The organism is Mesorhizobium huakuii (assembly GCF_014189455.1).
Classification (GTDB): Bacteria; Pseudomonadota; Alphaproteobacteria; order Rhizobiales; family Rhizobiaceae; genus Mesorhizobium; species Mesorhizobium huakuii_A.
Map to the genome: position 1 here is coordinate 1186855 of NZ_CP050296.1, position 21678 is coordinate 1208532.

Below are 21678 nucleotides of genomic sequence, written 5' to 3' on the forward strand. Positions count from 1 at the left end.
GTCTACCACGGCAGGCGTGGGCACAGAGCAACCTTGCGGCAGCGGGTTTGCCAAGGGGTTGGCGGAAATATCCGCCGTCGCGCTCTACGGCGCCCCCCTCTGTCCTGCCGGACATCTCCCCCACAGGTGGGGAGATTGGCAGCTTTGGCGCCGGCTCTCATCTTTGCAACGATGAAGATTGGCGGAGCCCGCGATAACGGCCAATCTCCCCCTCGTGGGGGTTGAGGATTGGTCCGCGAAGCGGATGGAAAGCCAATTGCTTGGCTTTCCAAATGACGAACGTCCGGCAGGACAGAGGGGGGCGCCGTAGAGCGCTGGGTTTGAACCGCTTGCATTCTTTCCCCAATGCACTGCCGCACCACCCTCTAATGGCAACACCCCGCCCCATACTGCAGCTGCTCATGCCAGTCCGGCCGGCCCTCCGGCGTGAAATCCATCAGGTTCCACAGGATCTCGCAGGTGCCGATGGCGCGCGGGTCCTGGCCGGGGTCGGTCGGCGCGAAGCCGAGTTCCGACGACCAGAAATGCCTGATCCCATCACCGTCGCGATGGAACACCGACAGCAGCGGCATCTGCGCGCCGTCGACATCCTCGGCATTGTAGTCGCGCTTGAAACTGTTGGCGGCCGAAGACAGCAGCCGCATGTTCTTCCAGCCACGATCACGACCGAGCGTGACCAGGTTTTCTAGGCCGGTCTTGGCCACCACCGCAAAATTGAAGCCGGCGGCTTCGAGATGGCCGATGGCGCCGTCGAACTGGTCGAGCAGCGCCGTGCAGGACGGACATGGCTGGTCCGGCCGGGCGAGCTTCGCCGTGCCGCCGCTCGCCGCGACATCGCGCGTTTCCTGGGGATGGCGCGGAAACATCATCTGGTAGAGGACGAGCGAATTCTTATCCGGCGCGAACAGCTCCGACAGTTTTGTCTTCGCCGGCCTGCCGTCGGCATCGAGCGCATCGAAGACATAGTCCTGGCGGATCAGACCGCCCGGCGGCAAAGCGCGCCGCGCCTCGGCCACGGCTTCCATGGCGCGCCGCAGCTCGATTTCCTTCTTCAAGAGCTTTTCGCGGGCGGTGCGGTATCTGGCGGATTCGTTGGGAAAGGTGATCATGATCGGCTCCCTTAAGTCGTCGCCGGCGTCCCGGCGCTGTTGCTCTGCGACCCAAGGACGTTTGGCGACGACCGGTTCCCGACATTCTTGCGGATGCCACGCAGCGATTGTTGCGGGAACCTCCGCGGCTTCCCAGCATTCTCACCCCGGGTTAAAGCCGGTGGGTACGGGGAAGAGTAATGAACGATGACGAGGTCGACCTGCGCTGCCCGCAAGTGGTGGCCGACAACGCCGCCAAGGGGCTTGCGGCTGCGCAAGCAATTCGGCGCGGCGGCACCGAGATCGGTGTGGCGCGCGCCACGGAACTGATGAACCGAGAGAAGCTCGCACCGTCCACCATCCGCCGCATGGTCAGCTATTTTGCTCGCCACGAGGTCGACAAGCGCGGCAAGAATTACGGCAATGAGGCAAACCCGTCGGCCGGCCACATCGCCTGGCTCTTGTGGGGTGGCGATGAGGGCCGCGCCTGGGCGCTGGAGCTCAAAAAGAAGATCGGCAACGCGCCGGATATTTAGTCAGGAGTACCAATCAACCTCGAACATGCCGACCCGCTCGTAAAGCCGCACGGCGGCGGCGTTCTCGACGGTGTTCGTCTTCAGGTCGACATGGGCCGCACCGCGGTCGCGAAAGGCGGCGAAGGCGTGCCACATCAGCGCTTCGCCGATGCCCTTGCCGCGCGCTTCGGGATGAACGGCGAGATCCTTGACGAAGGCCGACGTCCAGCACAGCGCCGCTGCCGCCAACCGGCCCTTGGCATCGATGACGAGGAAACACAGCGCCGGGTCGAATTCGGGGTCGTCTGATATGCGCGGCCACCATTCATCGAACGGGCCGTCGGTGCCATCGTCGAACACCTCGCCGAGCAGCGCATGCAGCGGCGGCGCGTCGCCGGGCTCGAAACAGCGCATGGCAAAACCGTCCGGCCAATGCGGTGCAACGAGCGTCTCGTCGAGGATCTTGCGCAGCCGGATGTCGTTCAGGACCGGCGGGCGCGGTTCGGGCATCGCCTCAGGCGTCGGGCTGCAGGCGGTGCCGCTTGCGGTCGGTGCCGAGGCCGGTCGCCTCGAGCAGGCCCTTGCGCTTGGCGTCGAAATAATAGCCGGTCTGGTAGAGCCAGTCGGCCTTCTTGGCGTTGCCGCCGGCCACCAGCCAGGCGCCGCGCAGATATTTGACTGCGTATTTGAGGTTGGTCTCGGCGTCGAACAGGCCCTTGGCCGGTCCGTCATAGCCCATGCCGCGCGCCGTCGCGTGCTTGATCTGCATCAGCCCCCAATGGCCATTGTTGTAGGCCTTGGGGTTGAAGGTGCTCTCGCGGTTGACGACATGGCGCACCAGATCGACCGGCACCTGGTAGAGGGCGGCGTATTTGACGATCAGCCGGTCGACGTCGCCGCGCATGCCTGTGTGCTCTTCCGGAGCGGCAGGGCTGAGCGGCGCGGACGGAAACTGCACCAGGGCAGCCGGGTTCTGCGGCACGACATAGGCCACCTGCTGCACGCCGGGCAGTTTCTGGCCGCTACCGGCGACCGCCGGTACGATGAGCCCTGCGGTGGTGTATGTCTGCGCCGCCTTGACGGGCTGACCCGCCTTGGCCGGCGGTGGCGCCTGCCAGGCATTGGCGGTCATGACAGCGGGTATGGTCGGGGCCGCCGGCGTCGAGCCGGCAAAAGCGGCGGTCGCGGCAGCCGGCTGGGCAGCGGTCGCCACGGCCGGTTGGACAGTGGGGTCGAGCGGCGCGGTGGCAGCACCGGGAGTCATTTCGGCGGTCTGGACGGGGGCAATGCCCGAGGACTGCGGCAGCACCGAAACCGTCTCCGGCAGCGGAATCGTAAAGCCGGCATCGCTGCCGGCAACGGTCGCGGTTTCGGTCAGGGACGGCGCGGCCTTCATCTGCGAGGTCGAGGTGCAGCCGCTGAGACCGGCCGCCGCCACGATCACGCCGATCGCGATAAGGGTTTGTTTTGCTGGCAAGCCGCGTTCGGGTCCGGTTCATCGGGGTGTTAAGAAATCCCTTACACCAGCGACTCATGACCGGCAATCGGGGCCATCAGGTCGTTTTCGGGTGGCGGGACTCGGGCCGAACTGCCATATTGTTCCTGATATGTACCGGATGAAATGCCGGATTTCGCCACTTTGCGGAAAGGAGCGCGTCATGGAAACGACATCGTCGATCACAGCCGGCCACGCAGTGTTAGAAACAGTGATCGGTTTCATGGGCATCGCCTGGAGCGAAAAGGGCCTGATCCGGCTCTGCCTGCCAGAACACAGCCGTGAATCGGTGGAGCGGCGGCTGATGCGTCATGCCGGCGTTTCCGCCTCGACAGTGCAGCCGCCATGGGTGGTCGAGCTGATTGCCTCGATCAAGGCTTACGCCGCCGGCGAGGACGTCGATTTCTCCGATGTGCCGGTCGATCTCGACGGCATCGACGATTTCCGCCTCGCCATCTACGACGCGGCGCGAAAACTCAGCTATGGCGAGACCACCACCTATGGCGAACTCGCCAAGCGCGCCGGCCATGCCGGCCTGCCGCGTGAAACCGGTGCGGCCCTAGGCGCCAATCCGGTGCCGCTGGTCATCCCCTGCCACCGCATCCTGGCGGCCGGCGGCAAGATCGGCGGCTTCTCGGCACCCGGCGGTTCGGTCACCAAGGAGAAGATGCTGGCCATGGAAGGCGTGCGCGTCGGCCCCCCGCCGCCAGCGCAGGTGTCCTTCGGCTTCTGAACCGCCGACCATTCGATGTCAGGGGAAAGAACGGCCAGAAGATTGCGGCCGTTCTCCTCGGAGGTTCCCTCCTAGGTCCCGCGGATCAGGTCGAGGTTCGTCGCCATGTCACCCCCACTTCATCTCGCCCTTGGCGACCTTGGAACCGATATCAAGGGCGACGCCCATACCGAGGCCGGGGAAGCGCGCCTCCATGGCGGCCTTTAGCGCGGCGCTGTCGGCGGCCTTGCTCAGTTCTTCCTCGAAGGTGAGAAGATAGAACTTGGTGAATTCCACGGCCGCGGGACCGGTCGCGGCATCGGGGTCCATATGGCCAGGCACCACCACGGCGGGCTTGCGGGCGGCAATCGCCTCCAGCGTCTTGACCCAGGCGGCACGGCTTTCCCTGGTCTGCGTGTCGGCGGTCCAGACATGAACACCCGCGAAGATCATCACCCCGCCGAACACGGCATTGAGCGAGGGCACGAACAGGTATCGGCGATTGGCAAGTCCCTCTTCCGCATTGACGATCTCGATCGTCTCGCCGTCGACACTAAGCGTTGGGCCGTCGAATGCTTCGGGCAGAACGATGTCGGACAGCGCCTGGGGGCCGTTTTCCTTCAATTGCGGGCCCCAGACCGCGAGCTTTTTCTCCACACTGCCTTTGATGGCTTCGAGCGTGGCGGAGGCAGCAATCACTTTTGCCTCCGGGAAGGCTTCCCGCACCGGCTTCAGGCTGAAGTAGTAATCGGGATCGGACTGGCTGACATAGATGGTCGTCAGCTTCTTGCCGGTGGCCTTGATGGCCTCGGCGAGCGCCTTGCCGTCCGGATAGGTGAAGCCGCCGTCGATCAGCAGGGCCTCGCTTGGCCCGGACACCAGCACAGGCGCGCGGAAGAAGCCGTTCGGACCCGCCGGGAAATGTTTCCAGCCAAGCGTGGTGCCGGCGGCTTGGCCGCGCTCGGCGGGGGGCGAATACGGCGGTTGCGCCGAGGGCCAATGAGGTCTTCATGATCTGTCTCCTCGTGAACATGGAATAGCTCCTTTGACTGAAATGGGGGGGCAGGCCGCGTGGCGTGGCCAGCTGTCCGAGAGGGAAGAGCGCAAGCCACGATTGCGCCCCCGTTGGAGAGGACAGCGCAGAGGTAACGCCCCTGGATTAATTGATAAATCTCCTATAATAATACAGACTGTATGCTGTAAGCTTACAATAAAACTGACGGCGTCCCGTGGAACCAATCAACCTCAACCGCCTCGCCTATTTTGCTACCGTCATCGACGCAGGCTCGTTCACCCGGGCAGCCGAGCGACTCGGCATCACGAAAGCCGTCGTCAGCCAACAGGTCGCCCGCCTTGAAGCCGAACTGCGGACCACGCTTCTCGTGCGCACGACGCGGAGGCTCGAGCCGACCGAAGCAGGCCGTCTTTTGCATGCACGTTGCGTCCTGATCCTGCGGGACGTTGAAGAGGCCGTCGCCGAGGTTGGCGAGGGCAACACCGAAGTGGCCGGCGTGCTGCGCGTTTCTGCTTCCAACGACTATGGCGCGATCGTGCTGGCCCCTATCGCCGCCCGCTTTCGGCAGAAATTTCCGGCCTGCGGCGTCGAACTGTTCATTTCCGATGCGATAATTGATTTGATCGGCAACAAGATAGACCTGTCCATCCGGGTCGGCTGGCTGGAGGACTCCAGCCAGCAGGCGCGGCGCATCGGCACCTTCCGGCAAATCCTGGTCGCATCGCGGGATTTCGCCGCCGGGGTCAAGGTAGACGAACCGGAGGACCTTTCTTCCTTGCCGCTCGTTGCCAATTCCGTCCTTCGCAAGCCGTTCACCTGGAGCTTCAGCCGAGGCGATTTCGAGCGGCGCACCATCACCATGCGCGAGACGTTCTCCATCAACTCTACCCCGGCCGTCCTGGAAGCGACGCTCGCCGGCGGCGGACTGGCGGTTCTGCCGGACTATCTGGTCGTCGATTATCTATCGCAGGGCCGTCTCGTCCACATACTCCCGAACTGGACGCTGCCCTCCGGCGGCATTCACGTCGTCTATCCGGCGGCGCGCTTTCGCCCGCAAAAAGTGACGCGGTTCGTGTCCATGCTCATGGAGCACATCCAGGATTGAAAGCATTTTTGTCCCCAGAGGCGCGGTTGCTCGACTGAGCGAAGGCTTCCGGCTCCGGTTGATGTGTCCGCTAGTTGTTGTGGAAGAACCGCCGGCGGAAATGCCGGTCATTGTCCGGGCGCTTGCAGTTGTAGACCGGGCAGGACTTGGTGTCGGCGCTCGGCACATAGGCGCGCGTCCTCACCTCGCCCATGGTGCAGAATTGCTGGCTCTGCACATAGCGGTCGTGAAGCGGCAGCCCCGGCACGCGCTTCGACTGGTAGCGCAGGATGACGGCGCCCTGGCGAGCAATCGTCGACTGCACCTTGCCGCAGCTCATATGCGTCGGGTCGTGGCGCGAGATCGCCTGCGCCTCGGCGGCCACCAGCGTCAGGCAGGCGGCAAGCACAATGGTTTTCATGGTCTCCTCCCCTGCGGACCGACCGGCCTCGGCCTCCGTCCCCGTTGCGAGGCTTTTACCAGATTGGGGCAATCATTGGGCAACCCTTTGATCACGGCTTTTTTACGCAGTCTTGTTTTTGGAACGAAAGCAGCCTATATCAGCCCCATTGATATTTCGGCCGATCGATCCGGGCCTCGCGATCTTCGCGTTTGCTGACGTCTATCTCCAAAATCTCGATGCACACCGGCTGGACTTGGTCTGGTCAAACTAAAGCAAATGTTGAAGGACTATCTAAAATGGCAACTGGAACGGTCAAGTGGTTCAACGCCACCAAGGGCTTCGGTTTCATCCAGCCTGACGCCGGCGGCGCGGACGTTTTCGTCCACATCTCGGCTGTCGAGCGCGCTGGACTGTCGACCCTGGTCGAAGGCCAGAAGATCAACTTCGAGATCGAGCAGGACCGCCGCACTGGCAAGTCGTCCGCTGGGTCTCTGAGCAAGGCAGCCTGATTTTGCGAATGGCGCGCGCCGGGCGAGAGCCCGGGGCGCGCGGCAAGTCACGGATGTACTGACGGTCGCGCGAGAAGCGCGCCCGGAGCGGAAAGACCCGACACGCTGGAACAGCAGATAGCTGCCAGCCCGGACCGGACGCTCCCGATCAGGCTACCTGAGGATGGGAAGGCGGGATTTATCCCGCCTTTTTGTTTGTCTGGGGTTAGGTGCCGCAACCCGCGCTATGGTCCACCCGGTGGTACTTTTATCCCAATAGTGGTACCACTCGGCCATGACCAAACTTGAGCAAATCGAAAAATCCGTCGCCGAACTAAGCCCCGAGGAACTGAAGGCGTTTGCCGCCTGGTTCGAGGCGCTTCAGGCGGACATGTGGGATCGGCAGATGGAGGCCGACGCGAAGGCAGGCCGGCTGGACAAGCTTGCCGAGCAGGCATTGGCTGACCATCGCGCTGGCCGGACCCGGCCGCTGTGAATCACTTCGCCTCTCCATCATTCTGGGAGGCTTATGAAAAACTGCCATCGTCAATCAGAGCCAAAGCGGACAGGCGTTTTGCCAGATTGCGTTCTGATCCTTTTCATCCCTCACTGCATTTCAAACAGGTCGGTCGATATTGGTCGGCGCGCGTTGACGAGAACTATCGGACTGTCGCCATACGCAACAATGAAGATGTGATCTGGTTCTGGATCGGCACACACGCTGATTACGACCATCTGTTGAAATAGTCCTCGGTTGGCTTCTCGGCCGAAGGCCGCAAGCCCGACCGGGCGTCGCCCCCGTCCGGAGCGAGCCGCGAAGCGGCGACGAGCGTGAGGACAAGAGTATCCTACCCTACCCGACCCAGCCGATCGGCACATGCCCCGGATCCGCCTCGACGCGGCCAAGCCAGGCCACGACGGCCGGATAGGCGTCGAGCTGGAAGCCGCCTTGCTCGGCCGTATGCGTGTAGGCATAGAGCGCGATGTCGGCGATGCTGAAGGCAGCACCAGCGAAGAAGGCGTTGTTCGCCAGATATCTGTTCATCACGCCGAGCGCCTTGTGGCCGCGCTCCAGCGTCATCGCCAGCCGCTCGGGCGTCGCATCCCTGGCGCGTTCGGGAAAGGTCAGCAGCGCTTTGCGCACGGCGATATAGGGCTCGTGGCTGTACTGCTCGAAGAACAGCCATTGATAGGCAAGCCCGCGCTCATACTTGTCCGCCGGCAGGAAGCGCGTGCCTTCGGCGAGATAGAGCAGGATGGCGTTGGACTCCGCCAGCCGGCGGCCGTCGTCGAGTTCGAGCAGCGGCACCATGGCGTTCGGGTTCTTGGCGACAAAGTCGGCTTTACGCGTGTCGCCGGTGTGCGAACTCACCTCGATCGTGGTGAAGGCGAGGCCAAGCTTGGCCATCAGCAGGCGCGGCTTGTAGCAATTGCCGCTGTCGATCATGCTGTAAAGTATCATGGACGGTCCCCGGAGCGCTGCCTCGATCAGGCGATTATCGCAGCGGCCGCGCCTTCAACCAATGATTTGTTTTGGCGAGATTATCAGCGGCGCTGATGAGAGCGTCCTTCTCCCCGTAAACGGGGAGAAGGACGCTCTCATCGCGGATTTCGCCAACTAGCCGAACAACGGCACGACCTTGTTGTCGCGGCCGAGCAGAGTATCGACTGACAGCGGCTCTTCGTTGAAGATGGTGCCGGCCAGCGCCGGCCGGGCGAGAAGAAAGCCCTGCAGCAGGTCGACGCCGCCGTCGAGCGCGACGCGCAGATGGGTGGGCTGCTCGATGCCTTCGACCAGCACCCTGGCGCCGCGGTCGTGCAGGCTGGAGACCAGCGGGCGGAAGAAGCGTTCGGCGGCGGCGTGGCGGCAGAACTCTCCAAACCAGCCGCCATCGATCTTGACGATGTCGGGGTTGAGCAGGCTCACCCGTTCCTCGGTCGAATGGCCAGTGCCGAAATCGTCGATGGCGATGCGGATGCCGTCGCGCCGCATTTCCCGCACCAGCCGGGCGAGAAGCGCGTCATCCGCCGCCTGTTCGGTAATTTCGCAGACCAGCATGCCGGGGGCGAGGCCGAGTTCGCCGAGATGCCGGCTCATCAGCCGGATCTCGGCCAGCGCCCGCCCGGCATGGTCGTTGACCATCGGATTGTAGTTGAAGAACAGATCGAGCCCGTCGACGCCGATATTGTGGAAATTCCGAAGATGCAGCATCCGGCACATGGTCTCGACAAACAGCCGGTCCGGCGCGGCGACGCTTTCGAAGAACGCGCGCGGCGATCCTGCCCGGCCGGCACGGTGCGGTTCGATCAGCCCCTCGACCGCCACCGCGTGCAGCGAACGCCCAAACGGCGCGAAGATCGGCTGGTAGGCGCTGCGCAGGCGGAAGTCGCCAAAGACGCCATATTCGATACCGATTTCATCGGCGAAGATCGCGTCGCCGACAGTGCGCCGCCGCTCGAAGCTCATGGCGTGACCCTGCGCCCGAAGGCTTTTGCCGGCCGCCCTGTACGCGGCGCGACGCCGGGGGCAGTGGACGCATCACTTGCAGCGGCAACCGGGTCCGGACTGCTTTTGCCGAAAACGCGAAAGCTGGTCGGCGCCAGTTCCGGCCGCGCCAGCACGAAGCCCTGGACCATCGAAGCGCCGGACTTCTCGGCGAGCTCCAGTTGCCATCCCTCCTCGATGCCTTCGAACACCGTGCGGATGCCCTGTTCCTCGAAGCTTTTCACCATGGTGGTCAAAAGCGCGAAGCCGGCGCCGGACTCCATAAGCTGCGTGATCCACGTGGCGTCGAACTTGACGATGTCTGGCTTCAACTCCTTGATGCGGTTGATGTCGGAATCGTCGGAGCCATAGTCATCCACCGCGATGCGGAAGCCGTTGGCCCTGAGCGCGGCGACGAAGCCATGCAGGGCCTCCTGCGATGCCGATCTCTGCTCGGTCACCTCGCACACGACGCGGCCCGGATCGATGCCGGCCTCGTGCAGCACCAGCCGCATCTCGCGCAAGGCATTGTCGGCGATCGATCGCTCAGTGAACACCGACGGGTCGAAATTGACGAAAATCGACGCCTCCTGCGGCAGGCAGGCGCCGGCATTGAGCAGATGCAGCGTCCTGGTCAGCGCCTCGATATGCAGGCGGTCGGCGGCCGGACAGGTCGAGAAAAAGGTCATCGGCGATTGCGGCTCGCCGTCACGGAATGGCCGGATCAGCCCTTCGAAGGCGGCAACCGACAGCTTGCCCTCCTTGAAGGCGAAGATCGGCTGGAAGGCACTTTGCAGCGTGTAGATACCCCAGACACCTGACGAGGTGCCGTCATCATGACGGATGATATGGGCAAGCCCGATGCTGCGCGACAAGGGTCCCTCGCTCCGCGAATTGGCGGAATGGATTGCGATCCTGCCACTCAAGCCCTTACCGCCCGTTAATGAATTTTTTGTTGCCGCTCACAGGTTGCAATCACGGCTCCTTGAGGTCTGGATCAGCCGACAATGCTTGCACTGAGCGAAATCATGCGACATGAGAAGCGCCGCGGCCGCTCCTGGCCGCGCCGATCCTTTCAGGAGAGATAAAAGGTCATGGCCTTTCTTGCCGACACCCTTTCCCGCGTAAAGCCTTCCGCCACCATCGCGGTGACGCAGAAAGCCCGCGAGCTGAAAAATGCCGGCCGTGACATTATCGGCCTCGGCGCCGGCGAGCCGGATTTCGACACGCCCGACAACATCAAGAACGCGGCGATCGAGGCGATCCGCCGCGGCGAGACCAAGTACCCGCCGGTTTCGGGCATCGTGCCGCTGCGCGAGGCGATCGCCAAGAAATTCAAGCGCGAGAACAATCTCGACTACAAACCGGAGCAGACCATTGTCGGCACCGGCGGCAAGCAGATCCTGTTCAACGCCTTCATGGCGACGCTGAATCCCGGCGACGAGGTCATCATCCCCCGCCCCTACTGGGTCAGCTACCCCGAAATGGTGGCGATCTGCGGCGGCACTTCGGTCTATGCCGACACCTCGATCGACAATGGTTTCAAATTGACAGCGGAAGTGCTGGAGAAGGCAATCACGCCGAAGACCAAATGGCTGCTGATGAACTCGCCGTCCAACCCGTCGGGTGCGGCCTACACGGAAGCCGAGCTGCGCGCGCTGGCCGATGTGCTGCTCAAGCACCCGCATGTCTGGACGCTGACCGACGACATGTACGAGCACCTGACCTATGGCGATTTCGTCTTCAAGACCATCGCCGAGGTCGAGCCCAAGCTCTACGAGCGCACGCTGACCATGAATGGCGTCTCGAAAGCCTATGCCATGACCGGCTGGCGCATCGGCTATGCCGCCGGCCCGGTCCAGCTGATCAAGGCGATGGACATGATCCAGGGCCAGCAGACGTCGGGCGCCTGCACCATCGCGCAATGGGCTTCCGTCGAGGCGCTCAACGGCCCGCAGGACTTCATCGCCAGGAACAAGGCGATCTTCCAGGGCCGGCGCGACCTCGTCGTCTCGATGCTCAATCAGGCGCGCGGCATTACGTGCCCGTCGCCGGAAGGCGCCTTCTATGTCTATCCGTCCTGTGCCCAGCTGATCGGCAAGAAGACCAAGGCCGGCAAGGTCATCGACACCGACGAAGCCTTCTGCTCGGAACTGCTCGAGGCGGAAGGTGTGGCGGTGGTGTTCGGCTCGGCCTTCGGTCTCGGCCCCAACTTCCGCATCTCCTACGCCACCTCGGACGCGCTGCTGGAGGAAGCCTGCACGCGCATCCAGCGTTTTACGGCCTCGCTAACCTGATCAGCTCAGCCTAAGACAAAGAACCCGGCGTCACCGCCGGGTTTTTTTGTTGCCCTTGAATCAGCTCACGCCTGCTGCTTGGCCTGCCTGGCGGACCGCGCCTCGGCTGGCGCCAGCACGGTGATCAGCAATGCGGCGGTGAGGAATGCGCCGATCGCGGCCGTCAGCATCGCGGCATGGAAGCCGCCGGCATAGGCAATCGTGAAAAGGTCGTGCACGCCACTCGTGCCCACCGCCGCGTCGGTGGTGAAATCATGCCGTGAGATGGCGGTCCGGGCGACCGCGTCGGCATTGGCGACACCGGCGTCGCGGAGATATCCGGTCAGAAGGCTGGTCGCCCGCATGCTCATCAGCGCGCCGAGCAGCGCGATGCCGATGGCCAGTCCGCTCTGGCGGGTGGCATTGATGACCGCCGACACCATGCCCGAGCGCTCGCGCGGCGCGTAGGACATGGCGGCAGCACTGCCGGTCGGGATCGCCAGCGAGTTGCCGAGGCCGTTGATGGCGAACAAGACGCACAGCATCGCATAGGGCGTCGACGGCCCGGCCCAGCACATGCCGAGCATGGAGAGGCCGATCAGCACATAGCCCGCCGTCATCAAAAGCGAATGGCCGTAGCGGGCGCTGAGCCGGCCGATCCATGGCGACACCACGATCTGGACAAGGAAGGCCGGCGCCATGCGCAGGCCGGTCTGCGTCGGCGACCAGCCCTGCACCTGCTGCAGGAACATCGAGAAGAAGAAGACGCTGGTGTAGGAGGTGAAGCCGAGCGCGAACGAGGCGACGTTGGCGACGGCAAAGCGCACATCGCGGAACAGGCCGAGCGGCAGCATGGGCCGTGGCGTGCGCGCCTCGAAGCCAAGGAAGACCGCCAGGCCAACGACACCGGCAATGATGGCCGTGATGGTCCAGGCATCGCCCCAGCCGCTCTCGCCGGCCGAGATCAGGCCGAAGGTCAGCGCGCCGAGCCACAGGATCGAGAGCGCCAGGCCGACAAGGTCGAGATGGGCATGTTCGGGATGCGCCGTCTCCTCGATCGAGGCAGCTCCCAGCACGATGGTGAAAAGGCCGAGCGGCAGGTTGATCAGGAAGATGCTCTGCCAGCCGACCGTCTGCACTAGAATGCCGCCCAGCACCGGGCCGACGACCAGAGAAACGGCGGCGAACGAGGCCCAGCCACCGATGACGCCGGCCCGCTCGCGCGGATCCGGGAAAGCCTGCGTCAGGATCGACAGCGCGCCCGGAATGAGCAGCGAGCCGGCAATGCCTTGCACCACCCGGCCGGCCAGCAAGGCCGGCAAATTGGGCGCGATGGCGCAGATCAGCGAGCCGGCAACGAAGATGCCGACGCCGGCCAGCCACGAGCGCTTGCGGCCATAGCGGTCTCCGATCAGCCCCGAAGACAGCATGAAGGCCGAGAGGCACAGCGTGTAGGCGTCGACCACCCATTGCAGGCCGCCGAAATCGGTGTGCAGCGCCTGCTGGATGGTCGGCAGCGCGACATTGACGATGCTGACGTCGAGCAAGGCGACGAACGAGCCGAGATAGACGGCGGCGACGAGCGGCAGGCGGTTCTTTGGCATGATGATTTCTGCAGGCGGCCAGGCTCAGCTGCCATACTGCTCGCCGGAAACCGCTTCCAGCCAGTCGGCATGGACGCCGTCGAGCGCCTCCTGCATGGCGATGTGCGTCATCGCCGATTTCGGCCCGGCACCATGCCAGTGCTTCTCGCCGGGCGCGAACCAGATCACGTCGCCGGCCCTGATCTCCCGGACCGGGCCGTCCCATGTCTGGGCAAGCCCGGCGCCCGAGGTGACGTAGAGCGTCTGGCCGAGCGGATGCGTGTGCCAGTGGGTGCGCGCGCCCGGTTCGAAGCTGACCAGCGTCGCTCTCAGCCGCGCCGGCGCCTCCGCCTCGATGATCGGCGTCTGCAGGACCCGGCCGGTGAAGTATTTTTCCGGCGCTATGATGGTCGGCACGCTGCCGCAAGCAATGATCTTCATCGTCTGACCCTGAAACTGGTGGTGAAGGCCCCTCGTCGAGGCAAAATGCATTCTCGGCCTATATCATGTCAGGCGCAACCGACGGTTTCCGCTGCCTTGGCGAAGAAGCGGTTTTTCTCCTTAACCATGAACCTTTGCCGCATGGCGACACAGCGCGAAACAACGGCGAATTCAATGTCTTCTTAACGGCTCGCCAGTAGCCCTGTGCCTGCATTGCAGGGGGCGATGAGATGAGCATACTGGCGACGATCAAGGACCATAGCGGCCGGATCTATCGCGGCATCCAGGCCCTGCTTGTGCTCAGCATCGGCGCGGCCGCACTCGGCGCTTTCGACATCTCGCGCAACCTGCCCTCGGGCAGCCCCTTCGCCGTCTCGATGCTGGCCACCGGCCTTGCCTTGCTGGCGCTGATGTACATGCGCAGCAGCGTCGTCCATCGCTTGCGCTCGGCGGCGGCGGCCGAGGCGGAAAAACATCATTTCCTGACCAGGGACGCCATGACCGGGGCGATGACAAGGCGTTATTTCCTCGAAGCGCTGGGCGACAGCCTGGGCACGATGCGCGACCGGCGCGAGGCGACCTTGCTGTTGATCGACGTCGATCACTTCAAGCAGCTCAACGACACGTTCGGGCATCAGTTCGGCGACCTCGCTCTGGTGCACCTGGTCAAGACATCGGAACGCATCTTTGCCGGCGGCATGGTCGGGCGGCTGGGCGGCGACGAATTCGGCGTCATCATTCCGCATGCCGACCTCGCCGCCATCAACAAGGATATCAGGCAATTGCTCGATACGATGCGGGCCGGCAAATCGCATGAAGGCAAGACCATTCCGCTCTCCATCTCGGTCGGCGTGGCGCTGGCGCCGGCCCATGCCTCCAACACGGCGGAACTGATGCTGGTTGCCGACCTGGCGCTCTATGAAAGCAAGGCGGCTGGCCGGGGCCGCGTCACCGTGTTCGACGAAGAGATGCTGTCCGACAAGCGCTATCGCCGGCTGGTCGAGCGGGAATTGCGCGCCGCGGTCTATCTCGGCGAACTCGAGCTGCACTACCAGCCGATCGTCAACCCGGACGGCTCCGCCTGTGCGTTCGAAGGCCTGATCCGCTGGCGTCATCCGGTGCGAGGGTTGATCTCGCCGGCCGAGTTCATTCCCATCGCCGAACGCTCGACGCTGATCGACATGCTGGGCGAATGGGTGTTCAAGCGGGCTTGCGTCGATATCGGCCATTTCCCCGGGCGCCGCATCTCGATCAACGTTTCCGGCGAGCAGCTGAAGCGCGACGAGATCGTCACCATGTGTGACCGCGTGCTCAGGGAAAGCGGCCGCTCGGCAGCGCAATTCATCATCGAGATCACCGAGACGGTGGCGACCGCCGCCACGCCGGAAATTCTGCGGCGTCTCGAAACGCTACGCGGTCTCGGCTTCCACATCGCGCTCGACGATTTCGGCACCGGCCATTGCGGCTTCAACTATCTGAAAACCTTGCCCATCGACAGCATCAAGATCGACCGCTCCTACATACGCAGCCTTGCCCACGACCAGGTGGCGCAGATCTTCGTTTCGGCGCTGGCGCAGATCGCCCGCATCCAGGACGTCACCATCGTGGCGGAAGGCGTCGAGACGCAGGAAGAATTCGCGCTGGCCAAGGCGGCCGGCTGCAACCGTTTCCAGGGCTATTTCTTCGGCAAGCCGGCGCCGCGCGACAAGGTGGTCCCCTTGCGCGCCATCAATGCCGAACCCATGGCGCTGAGCGCCTGAGGCCGCAGCACGGCAGCGGATTTCTATTTTCCTTGCCCTGCCGGCAAACAAGTGGGACGATGCATCAGGGCAGGTGGCGACATGAAAAAGAACCCCGCCCGCGACGGTCGAACAGGCCGGCCGCCGCTCAGGACCGATTGACCACGCCTGAACCATGCAAGCCAGTCGGTCCCTAGGGAAACGCCTGAGTGGAGGTCAGCCATGGGTACTCGCGCCGGAGGACGACGCACGGGACCGAAATGCATTGCCATAGTCGGTCCCTTTGCAAGCGGTAAGACGACACTTCTCGAAGCCATATTGGCCCGTACGGGCGCCATCCCCCGACAAAATCCCGTTTCATCAGGCAGCACCGTCTCGGATCATTCGCCGGAAGCGCGCGCCCACGCCATGAGCGTCGAGGCGACGGTCGCCACCACCGATTTCATGGGCGAGCAGATCACCTTCGTCGATTGTCCCGGCTCGATCGAATTCTCCTTCGAAGCCGAGCCAGTGCTGGCCGCCTGCGACCTCGCTGTGGTCGTCGCCGAGGCCGACGAAAAGAAGATCCCTGCCCTGCAGCTCATCATGCGCAAGCTCGACGATCTCGGCGTGCCGCGCCTCCTGTTCCTCAACAAGGTCGACAAGGCGATTGCCGGCGTGCGCGACACGCTGAAGATGCTGCAGCCGGCAAGCTCGGTGCCGCTCCTGCTGCGCCAGATTCCGCTGCGCAAGGACGGCGTCGTCATCGGCTCTATCGATCTGGCGCTGGAGCGCGCCTACATCTACCGCGAATATGCAGAGAGCGAGGTCGCCGAAATACCGGGCGACGACAAGGCGCGCGAACTGGAAGCGCGCTTCTCCATGCTGGAAACCCTGGCCGACCATGACGACCAGCTGATGGAACAATTGCTCGAGGAGATCGAGCCGCCGAAGGACGCGATCTTCGACGACCTCGCCGCCGATCTGCGCGAAGGCGTCGTGACGCCGGTGCTGATCGGCACCGCCGAGAAGGGCAACGGCGTGCTGCGCCTCCTGAAGGCGATCCGCCACGACGCACCCGACATCGAGGCGACCCGCAAGCGGCTCGGCGCCCCGGACGACGGCGCCACCGTGGTCCAGGTGATGAAGACCATCCACACGCCGCATGGCGGCAAACTGTCGGTGTCGCGCATCCTGTCCGGCCAGGTCGCCGATGGCTCGGAACTCTGGCTGCCTGGCGGCGACACCGCCAAGGTTTCCGGCATCTACAAGATGCTCGGCAAAGACCAGTTCAAGCTCACCGCCGCCAAGGCGGGCGATACCGTGGCGCTGGGCAAGCTGGACGAGGTCAAGACCGGCCAGACGCTGACCTCGGCCAAGGGCGGCACCAAACAGCTGTTCGCGTTCGAGCCGCCGCAGCCGGTCTTCGCCTTCGCGCTGCGACCGAAGGAACGCAAGGACGAGGTCAAGATGTCGGCCGCCATCCAGCGGCTGGCCGAGGAGGATCCCTCGCTCAGCCTGCGCCACAACCAGGACTCGGCCGAGACGGTGCTGTCCGGCCATGGCGAGATGCATCTGCGCGTCGTGCGCGAGCGGCTGGAGGGCAAGAACCAGATCCCGGTCGAAGGCCATGCGCCGGCCGTGCCCTATCGCGAGACGATCCGCAAACCGGCGCAGCAGCGCGGCCGCCATAAGAAGCAGTCGGGCGGCCATGGCCAGTTCGGCGATGTCGTGATCGAGATCAAGCCGCTGCCGCGTGGCTCCGGCTTCCAGTTCACCGATACCATTACCGGCGGCGTCGTGCCGAAGACCTACATCCAGTCGGTCGAAACCGGCGTGCGCGACTATCTGAAGTCCGGTCCGCTCGGCTTCCCCGTCGTCGACGTCGCCGTCAACCTGTCGGACGGCTCCTACCATGCGGTCGATTCCTCCGACATGGCCTTCCAGATGGCGGCCAAGCTGGCGATGAAGGAAGGCATGGCCGCCTGCTCGCCGGTGCTGCTGGAGCCGGTGATGAAGGTCGAGATCGTGACGCCGTCGGACGCCACTTCGAAGATCATCGCGCTGATCCCGCAGCGGCGTGGCCAGATCCTCGGCTATGACGCGCGGCCCGACTGGCCGGGCTGGGATGTCGTCGAGGCGACCATGCCGCAAGCCGAGATCGGCGACCTGATTATCGAGTTGCGCTCGGCGACCGCGGGCGTCGCCAGCTATCGCGCTGCCTTCGACCATATGGCCGAACTCACCGGCCGCCTCGCCGACGAAGCGATGAACGCCAACGGCAAGGCCGCCTGATTTCCATTCTGATGTAGCGTCCCCTCGAACCCCGGTTCGAGGGGACAAAACCAAAAACGACGCCCGGAGGGCCGGACGCCGTTTTGTTTGCGGACCGTTTTCTTGGGAGGGGAAACGGCTGGTCCGCCGCATGTGCAGTGGCCGCGCTTTCGGCGGAAATAGGTTCGGACGCGGTAGCCGCCTGAGCCCGGGCCGTCCGAGTGATGCCCCCATCTCCCGTCCGAACCACACCGCGTCCTATGCTCTACATAGCAGCGGAACGCATCGTTGTCATGTTACCAGAGGTTACATGACACTGTTACGCGGCAATTCTGATGAAATCTCCGGCCATCGCAGCAGGGGCCGGGCAACAAAAAAGCCGGATCAACGAAGATCCGGCTGAGTTTGATTGGAAGTGCCTGTTAAGGCTAACCTCCAGAGGGGAACACTCGAGGGCGCTAATGGGAGGAGAACGCGCCCAGGAGATGATCTATATATCTGCTCTTCATGCCCAAGAAACAAGCATCTATTTTGCAACACACGCATGCAAAAAGACGCAGGCTGTGGTCTAACCCATTCCGGAAGCCAATAGGACCAGCAGAATCGTCAAAACGGAGCGCACTGCCGGGCCTTTGTCGTCATGAAAACGTCATTCCCGGCCGATTTTGCTCCAAAAATCCGAAAAACACCTGATGACCTGGAATCAGGCAGCGGCCGTTCAATTCTAAGGCAACCAGGCAGGAAACAGCCAATGCGTCCTTTTTCAGCGATTGCCGGCAGCGGCATTTTCCTGATCGCAGCGCCCGGTGTAGTTGCCGGACTTGTCCCCTGGCTGCTTAGCGATCACTGGGGCTTGCCGTGGTCCACCGTGGCGGGCTTTGTCCTTGCCGGCGGCGTTCTCATCGTCGCCGCGGCCGCCGTGCTGCTGCATGCCTTCGCCCGCTTCGCGCTCGAGGGGCTGGGCACGCCTGCCCCCGTCGCGCCGACAGAGAAGCTCGTGATCGGCGGCATCTACCGCCATGTCCGCAACCCCATGTATGTCGCCGTGCTGTCGATCATCCTCGGCCAGGCGCTGCTGTTCTCGAGCTGGACGCTTGTCGCCTATGCCATCATCGGCGCTGTTGTCATGGGCTCCTTCGTCAGGTTCTACGAGGAACCGACGCTCGCCCGCCGCTACGGCGCAGACTATGAAACCTATCGCCGCAACGTCCCCGGCTGGCTGCCGCGCCTGACGCCCTGGCGAGGTGAATAAGCCACCAGTGCTACCGATCGTCCGCTAGGGCTAAAATGACCAACTGCGCGCTTTCGCGATGATGAAGTCGCGGAACACGTGCAGCTTGGCCTGGTTCTTCATCGCGTCGGGATAGGCGAAATAGGTGTCGAAGGACGGCACCTCGGTTTCCGGCAAAAGCTGCACCAGACCGGAATCCTTGTTGATCACATAGTCGGGCAGCATGGCGATGCCGGCACCGCCCTGCACCGCGCGCTTGATCGACAGAATGTCGTTGATCTGCAGCGACGGCACGCGCTGACCGCCTTCAAAATCGCCGACCGTCTCCAGCCAGTTCAACTCCGACAGATGCGACGGCACCGGCAGGCCGAAGGTGACGATGCGATGGTTTCTCAACTCCGAGACCGAGGCCGGCTTGCCGTGCTTGGCGACATAGGCGGGTGCCGCGTAGAGGTGGAAATGCACGGTGAACAGGCGGCGCTGGATCAGGTCCGGCTGCTGCGGCTGGCGCAGCCGGATGGCGCAGTCGGCCTGGCGCATGGTGAGGTCGAGTTCCTCATTGGCGAGGATCAGCTGCAGGCTGATCTCGGGATAGAGCTCGATGAACTCCTGCACCCGTTCGGTCAGCCAGCCGGCGCCGAGGCCGACGGTCGTCGTCACGCGAAGCACGCCGGAGGGCCGGTCCTTGGTTTCCGTCAGGCGCGACTTGATGGTCTCGAGCTTCATCAGCACGTCATGCGCCGTGCGGAACAGCATCTCGCCCTGTTCGGTCAGCACCAGGCCGCGCGCATGGCGGTTGAACAGCGGCACGCCGACATCATGCTCGAGCGCGCTGACCTGCCGCGATATCGCCGATTGCGACAGATGCAATGTCTCGGCCGCGTGCGTAAACGACCCCGCTTCCGCCGCAGCGTGAAACACGCGTAGCTTGTCCCAGTCCAACGCCATGATTCCCCTCGTTCTGTTTGGCGTCTGAATGAAAAATCAGGCTTTTACACGGCGTTTCTAAGCCGTTTTTCTAACAGTTTTGCAAGCGGCCTATTCCGCTGCTTCGCGATGCACCTCGATACCGGCCAGATACTTTTCCGCTTCCAGTGCGGCCATGCAGCCGAGCCCCGCCGCCGTCACCGCCTGGCGGTAGATATCGTCGGTCACGTCGCCGGCAGCGAACACGCCGGGCACGTCGGTGCGGGTCGAATCCGGCGCCGTCCACAGGTAGCCGTTCGGCTTCTGCTTCAGCTTGCCGGCGAACAGCTCGACCGCCGGTGCGTGGCCGATCGCCACGAACACGCCGTCGACCTTGAGATGCGTCTCGGCGCCGGTCACCGCATGCTTCAGCTTCAGCCCTTCGACCGAAGGCGGCAGCGGCGCCTTGCCCGGGCGGCCGGTGATCTCGTCAACCACCGTGTCCCAGATGACGCGGACATTGTCCTTCTTCAGCAGCCGCTCGCGCAGGATGCGCTCGGCGCGGAAGTCGCTGCGCCTGTGGATGACCGTGACGCTCTTGGCGAGGTTCGACAGATAGAGTGCCTCCTCCACCGCCGAATTGCCGCCGCCGACCACCGCGACATCCTTGCCGCGATAGAAGAAGCCATCGCAGGTGGCGCAGGCCGAAACACCGAAACCCATGAAATCCTGCTCGGTTGGAATGCCCAGCCACTTGGCTTGCGCGCCGGTGGCGATGATCAGCGCGTCGGCGGTGTAGGTGGTGCCGGAATCGCCCTTGGCGCGGAACGGCCGCACGTTGAGATCGACCTCGGTGATAATGTCGTTGATGATGTCGGTGCCGACATGCTCGGCCTGCTTGAGCATCTGTTCCATCAGCCACGGTCCCTGGATCGGGTCGGCGAAGCCGGGATAGTTCTCGACATCGGTGGTGATCATCAGCTGGCCGCCCTGCTGCAGGCCGGCGACCAGCATCGGCTTCAGCATGGCGCGTGCGGCATAGACCGCCGCCGTATAGCCGGCCGGACCGGAACCGATGATGAGAACGGGCGCGTGCTTGGTGGTCATCTAGAACCTCTGCGGGGCAGACAATCGGGTGTGCCTTGGGGAATAGCGTGAAATGTCGCGGTTAATGTAAGGGTTGCCAATCACGCCAGCAAGACGAACGGGCCGTCGTCCCCGGAAAGCTTCGGCCCAAGCGGTTATTCGCACGATCGCCGCTTTCGTTACCGTTCAAAAATCGCGTTGATGAGGGCTGGCGCCAACACAAAAGTCGTTTAATTACAAAATTGCGAAAGATTCTTGCGCCGAGCTGAGACAGCCATGCCCCTGAAAGCCGACCTCGACGCCATCGACTGGAAGATCCTGCGCGAGTTGCAGGCGGATGGGCGCATGACCAATGTCGAGCTTTCGAACCGCGTCGGAATTTCGGCCCCGCCCTGCCTGCGCCGGGTCAAGCGGCTGGAGGAAGCCGGCATCATCCGCGGCTACCGCGCGCTGCTCAACGCGCCGGCGCTCGGCCTCGATGTCGTCGCCTTCTGCCTGGTCGGGCTGCATCATCAGGCCGATGCGGAGCTGCGCACCTTCGCCGAGCGCACGCGCGGCTGGCCGATCGTGCGTGATGCCTGGATGGTCTCGGGCGAATCCGATTTCCTGCTGCATTGCGTGGCAAGCGACCTCGGCGCCTTCCAGACCTTCGTCATCGAGGAACTGACCTCGACGCCGAATGTCGACACGGTGCGCACCGCGCTCACCATCCGCCGGGTCAAGGATGAAGGCCTGGTTTCCTTCGAGCGCCCCTGAGGCCGGGCGGATGCCTTGGGCGCCACCGCCGCGAATCCCTGACCTTCGCCACACCGGCGCCGCGTTGGTATTCGACAGACGCTGATGTACAAGGCTGGACGGCTCTGCCGGACTTCGCCGCC

Annotated in this window: 22 protein-coding genes and 1 pseudogene; 11 read left to right on the plus strand and 12 right to left on the minus strand. The window is 63.7% G+C overall.

Going from position 1 to position 21678, the window contains the following annotated elements; genetic code table 11:
- Positions 1–365 precede the first annotated feature (365 nt).
- Positions 366–1109, minus strand: coding sequence for a DUF899 family protein (locus tag HB778_RS05915; RefSeq protein WP_183462268.1), 744 nt, complete (start codon positions 1107–1109; stop codon positions 366–368).
- A 179-nt stretch (positions 1110–1288) separates the two neighbouring features.
- On the opposite strand from HB778_RS05915, the gene HB778_RS05920 reads away from it, so the two are divergent.
- Complete coding sequence (locus HB778_RS05920; RefSeq protein WP_183462270.1) at positions 1289–1624, plus strand: hypothetical protein; 336 nt, start codon at positions 1289–1291, stop codon at positions 1622–1624.
- On the opposite strand, the gene HB778_RS05925 is transcribed toward HB778_RS05920, so the two are convergent.
- Together HB778_RS05925 and HB778_RS05930 are read right to left on the minus strand one after the other, a co-directional pair.
- Complete coding sequence (locus HB778_RS05925; protein ID WP_183462272.1) at positions 1625–2113, minus strand: GNAT family N-acetyltransferase; 489 nt, start codon at positions 2111–2113, stop codon at positions 1625–1627. It abuts the gene before it with no gap.
- 4 nt (positions 2114–2117) lie between these two features.
- Entirely contained in the window at positions 2118–3080 is a 963-nt protein-coding gene (locus HB778_RS05930) for a lytic transglycosylase domain-containing protein (RefSeq protein WP_183462274.1), read from the minus strand.
- A gap of 181 nt (positions 3081–3261) precedes the next feature.
- Here HB778_RS05930 and HB778_RS05935 point away from each other — a divergent pair, with 181 nt between their 5' ends.
- On the plus strand, positions 3262–3831 hold the full coding sequence (locus tag HB778_RS05935) for a methylated-DNA--[protein]-cysteine S-methyltransferase (RefSeq protein ID WP_183462276.1): 570 nt from the start codon (positions 3262–3264) through the stop codon (positions 3829–3831).
- A gap of 108 nt (positions 3832–3939) precedes the next feature.
- Here the strand turns inward: HB778_RS05935 and HB778_RS05940 are convergent.
- Positions 3940–4843, minus strand: a pseudogene (locus tag HB778_RS05940) (MBL fold metallo-hydrolase).
- Between the two features lie 196 nt (positions 4844–5039).
- On the opposite strand from HB778_RS05940, the gene HB778_RS05945 reads away from it, so the two are divergent.
- Entirely contained in the window at positions 5040–5930 is an 891-nt protein-coding gene (locus tag HB778_RS05945) for a LysR family transcriptional regulator (protein WP_183462278.1), read from the plus strand.
- Positions 5931–6000: 70 nt separating this feature from the next.
- On the opposite strand, the gene HB778_RS05950 is transcribed toward HB778_RS05945, so the two are convergent.
- Positions 6001–6330 carry a hypothetical protein gene (locus tag HB778_RS05950; protein ID WP_183462280.1) on the minus strand — a complete coding sequence of 110 codons (330 nt, stop codon included), beginning with the start codon at positions 6328–6330 and terminating at the stop codon, positions 6001–6003.
- 278 nt (positions 6331–6608) lie between these two features.
- Between HB778_RS05950 and HB778_RS05955 the strand changes: the two genes are divergently transcribed.
- The 3 genes from HB778_RS05955 to HB778_RS41315 all read left to right on the plus strand — a co-directional run bounded on the left by HB778_RS05955 (position 6609) and on the right by HB778_RS41315 (position 7547).
- Positions 6609–6821 carry a cold-shock protein gene (locus tag HB778_RS05955; RefSeq protein WP_010910991.1) on the plus strand — a complete coding sequence of 71 codons (213 nt, stop codon included), beginning with the start codon at positions 6609–6611 and terminating at the stop codon, positions 6819–6821.
- A gap of 274 nt (positions 6822–7095) precedes the next feature.
- Positions 7096–7296 (plus strand): hypothetical protein, encoded by a 201-nt coding sequence (locus tag HB778_RS05960; protein WP_095201778.1) that lies wholly within the window; start codon positions 7096–7098, stop codon positions 7294–7296.
- A complete protein-coding gene (locus tag HB778_RS41315; RefSeq protein WP_244661825.1) occupies positions 7293–7547 on the plus strand; it encodes a type II toxin-antitoxin system RelE family toxin in 255 nt (84 codons plus the stop codon). Before HB778_RS05960 ends, HB778_RS41315 begins: the two co-directional genes overlap by 4 nt.
- Positions 7548–7653: 106 nt before the next feature.
- Here the strand turns inward: HB778_RS41315 and HB778_RS05965 are convergent, their stop codons facing one another.
- The 3 genes from HB778_RS05965 to HB778_RS05975 all read right to left on the minus strand — a co-directional run bounded on the left by HB778_RS05965 (position 7654) and on the right by HB778_RS05975 (position 10160).
- Positions 7654–8262: a glutathione S-transferase family protein gene (locus tag HB778_RS05965; protein ID WP_183462282.1), complete on the minus strand. Its 609-nt coding sequence runs from the start codon at positions 8260–8262 to the stop codon at positions 7654–7656.
- A 156-nt stretch (positions 8263–8418) separates the two neighbouring features.
- Complete coding sequence (locus HB778_RS05970; protein ID WP_183462284.1) at positions 8419–9267, minus strand: EAL domain-containing protein; 849 nt, start codon at positions 9265–9267, stop codon at positions 8419–8421.
- A complete protein-coding gene (locus tag HB778_RS05975) occupies positions 9264–10160 on the minus strand; it encodes an EAL domain-containing protein (protein ID WP_183462286.1) in 897 nt (298 codons plus the stop codon). The genes HB778_RS05970 and HB778_RS05975 overlap by 4 nt, the downstream gene beginning before the upstream one ends.
- Before the next feature lie 219 nt (positions 10161–10379).
- Between HB778_RS05975 and HB778_RS05980 the strand changes: the two genes are divergently transcribed.
- On the plus strand, positions 10380–11582 hold the full coding sequence (locus tag HB778_RS05980) for a pyridoxal phosphate-dependent aminotransferase (protein WP_183462288.1): 1203 nt from the start codon (positions 10380–10382) through the stop codon (positions 11580–11582).
- A gap of 65 nt (positions 11583–11647) precedes the next feature.
- On the opposite strand, the gene HB778_RS05985 is transcribed toward HB778_RS05980, so the two are convergent.
- Positions 11648–13165, minus strand: a complete 1518-nt coding sequence (locus tag HB778_RS05985) for an MFS transporter (RefSeq protein ID WP_183462290.1) — start codon at positions 13163–13165, stop codon at positions 11648–11650.
- 24 nt (positions 13166–13189) lie between these two features.
- A complete protein-coding gene (locus HB778_RS05990) occupies positions 13190–13585 on the minus strand; it encodes a (R)-mandelonitrile lyase (RefSeq protein ID WP_183462292.1) in 396 nt (131 codons plus the stop codon).
- Between the two features lie 230 nt (positions 13586–13815).
- Between HB778_RS05990 and HB778_RS05995 the strand changes: the two genes are divergently transcribed.
- From HB778_RS05995 to HB778_RS06005, 3 genes are all read left to right on the plus strand, one after another.
- Positions 13816–15345 carry a putative bifunctional diguanylate cyclase/phosphodiesterase gene (locus HB778_RS05995; protein ID WP_183462295.1) on the plus strand — a complete coding sequence of 510 codons (1530 nt, stop codon included), beginning with the start codon at positions 13816–13818 and terminating at the stop codon, positions 15343–15345.
- 201 nt (positions 15346–15546) lie between these two features.
- A complete protein-coding gene (locus HB778_RS06000; RefSeq protein WP_183462297.1) occupies positions 15547–17598 on the plus strand; it encodes an elongation factor G in 2052 nt (683 codons plus the stop codon).
- A 730-nt stretch (positions 17599–18328) separates the two neighbouring features.
- Positions 18329–18829, plus strand: coding sequence for a methyltransferase family protein (locus tag HB778_RS06005; RefSeq protein ID WP_183462299.1), 501 nt, complete (start codon positions 18329–18331; stop codon positions 18827–18829).
- A gap of 30 nt (positions 18830–18859) precedes the next feature.
- On the opposite strand, the gene HB778_RS06010 is transcribed toward HB778_RS06005, so the two are convergent.
- Together HB778_RS06010 and trxB are read right to left on the minus strand one after the other, a co-directional pair.
- The gene (locus HB778_RS06010; protein WP_095201789.1) at positions 18860–19756 is read right to left on the minus strand and encodes a LysR family transcriptional regulator; all 897 of its coding nucleotides are present in this window, start codon (positions 19754–19756) and stop codon (positions 18860–18862) included.
- Between the two features lie 90 nt (positions 19757–19846).
- A complete protein-coding gene (trxB, locus tag HB778_RS06015; RefSeq protein WP_095201790.1) occupies positions 19847–20821 on the minus strand; it encodes a thioredoxin-disulfide reductase in 975 nt (324 codons plus the stop codon).
- A 255-nt stretch (positions 20822–21076) separates the two neighbouring features.
- On the opposite strand from trxB, the gene HB778_RS06020 reads away from it, so the two are divergent.
- Positions 21077–21556 (plus strand): Lrp/AsnC family transcriptional regulator, encoded by a 480-nt coding sequence (locus HB778_RS06020; RefSeq protein ID WP_019860544.1) that lies wholly within the window; start codon positions 21077–21079, stop codon positions 21554–21556.
- Positions 21557–21678: the final 122 nt, after the last annotated feature.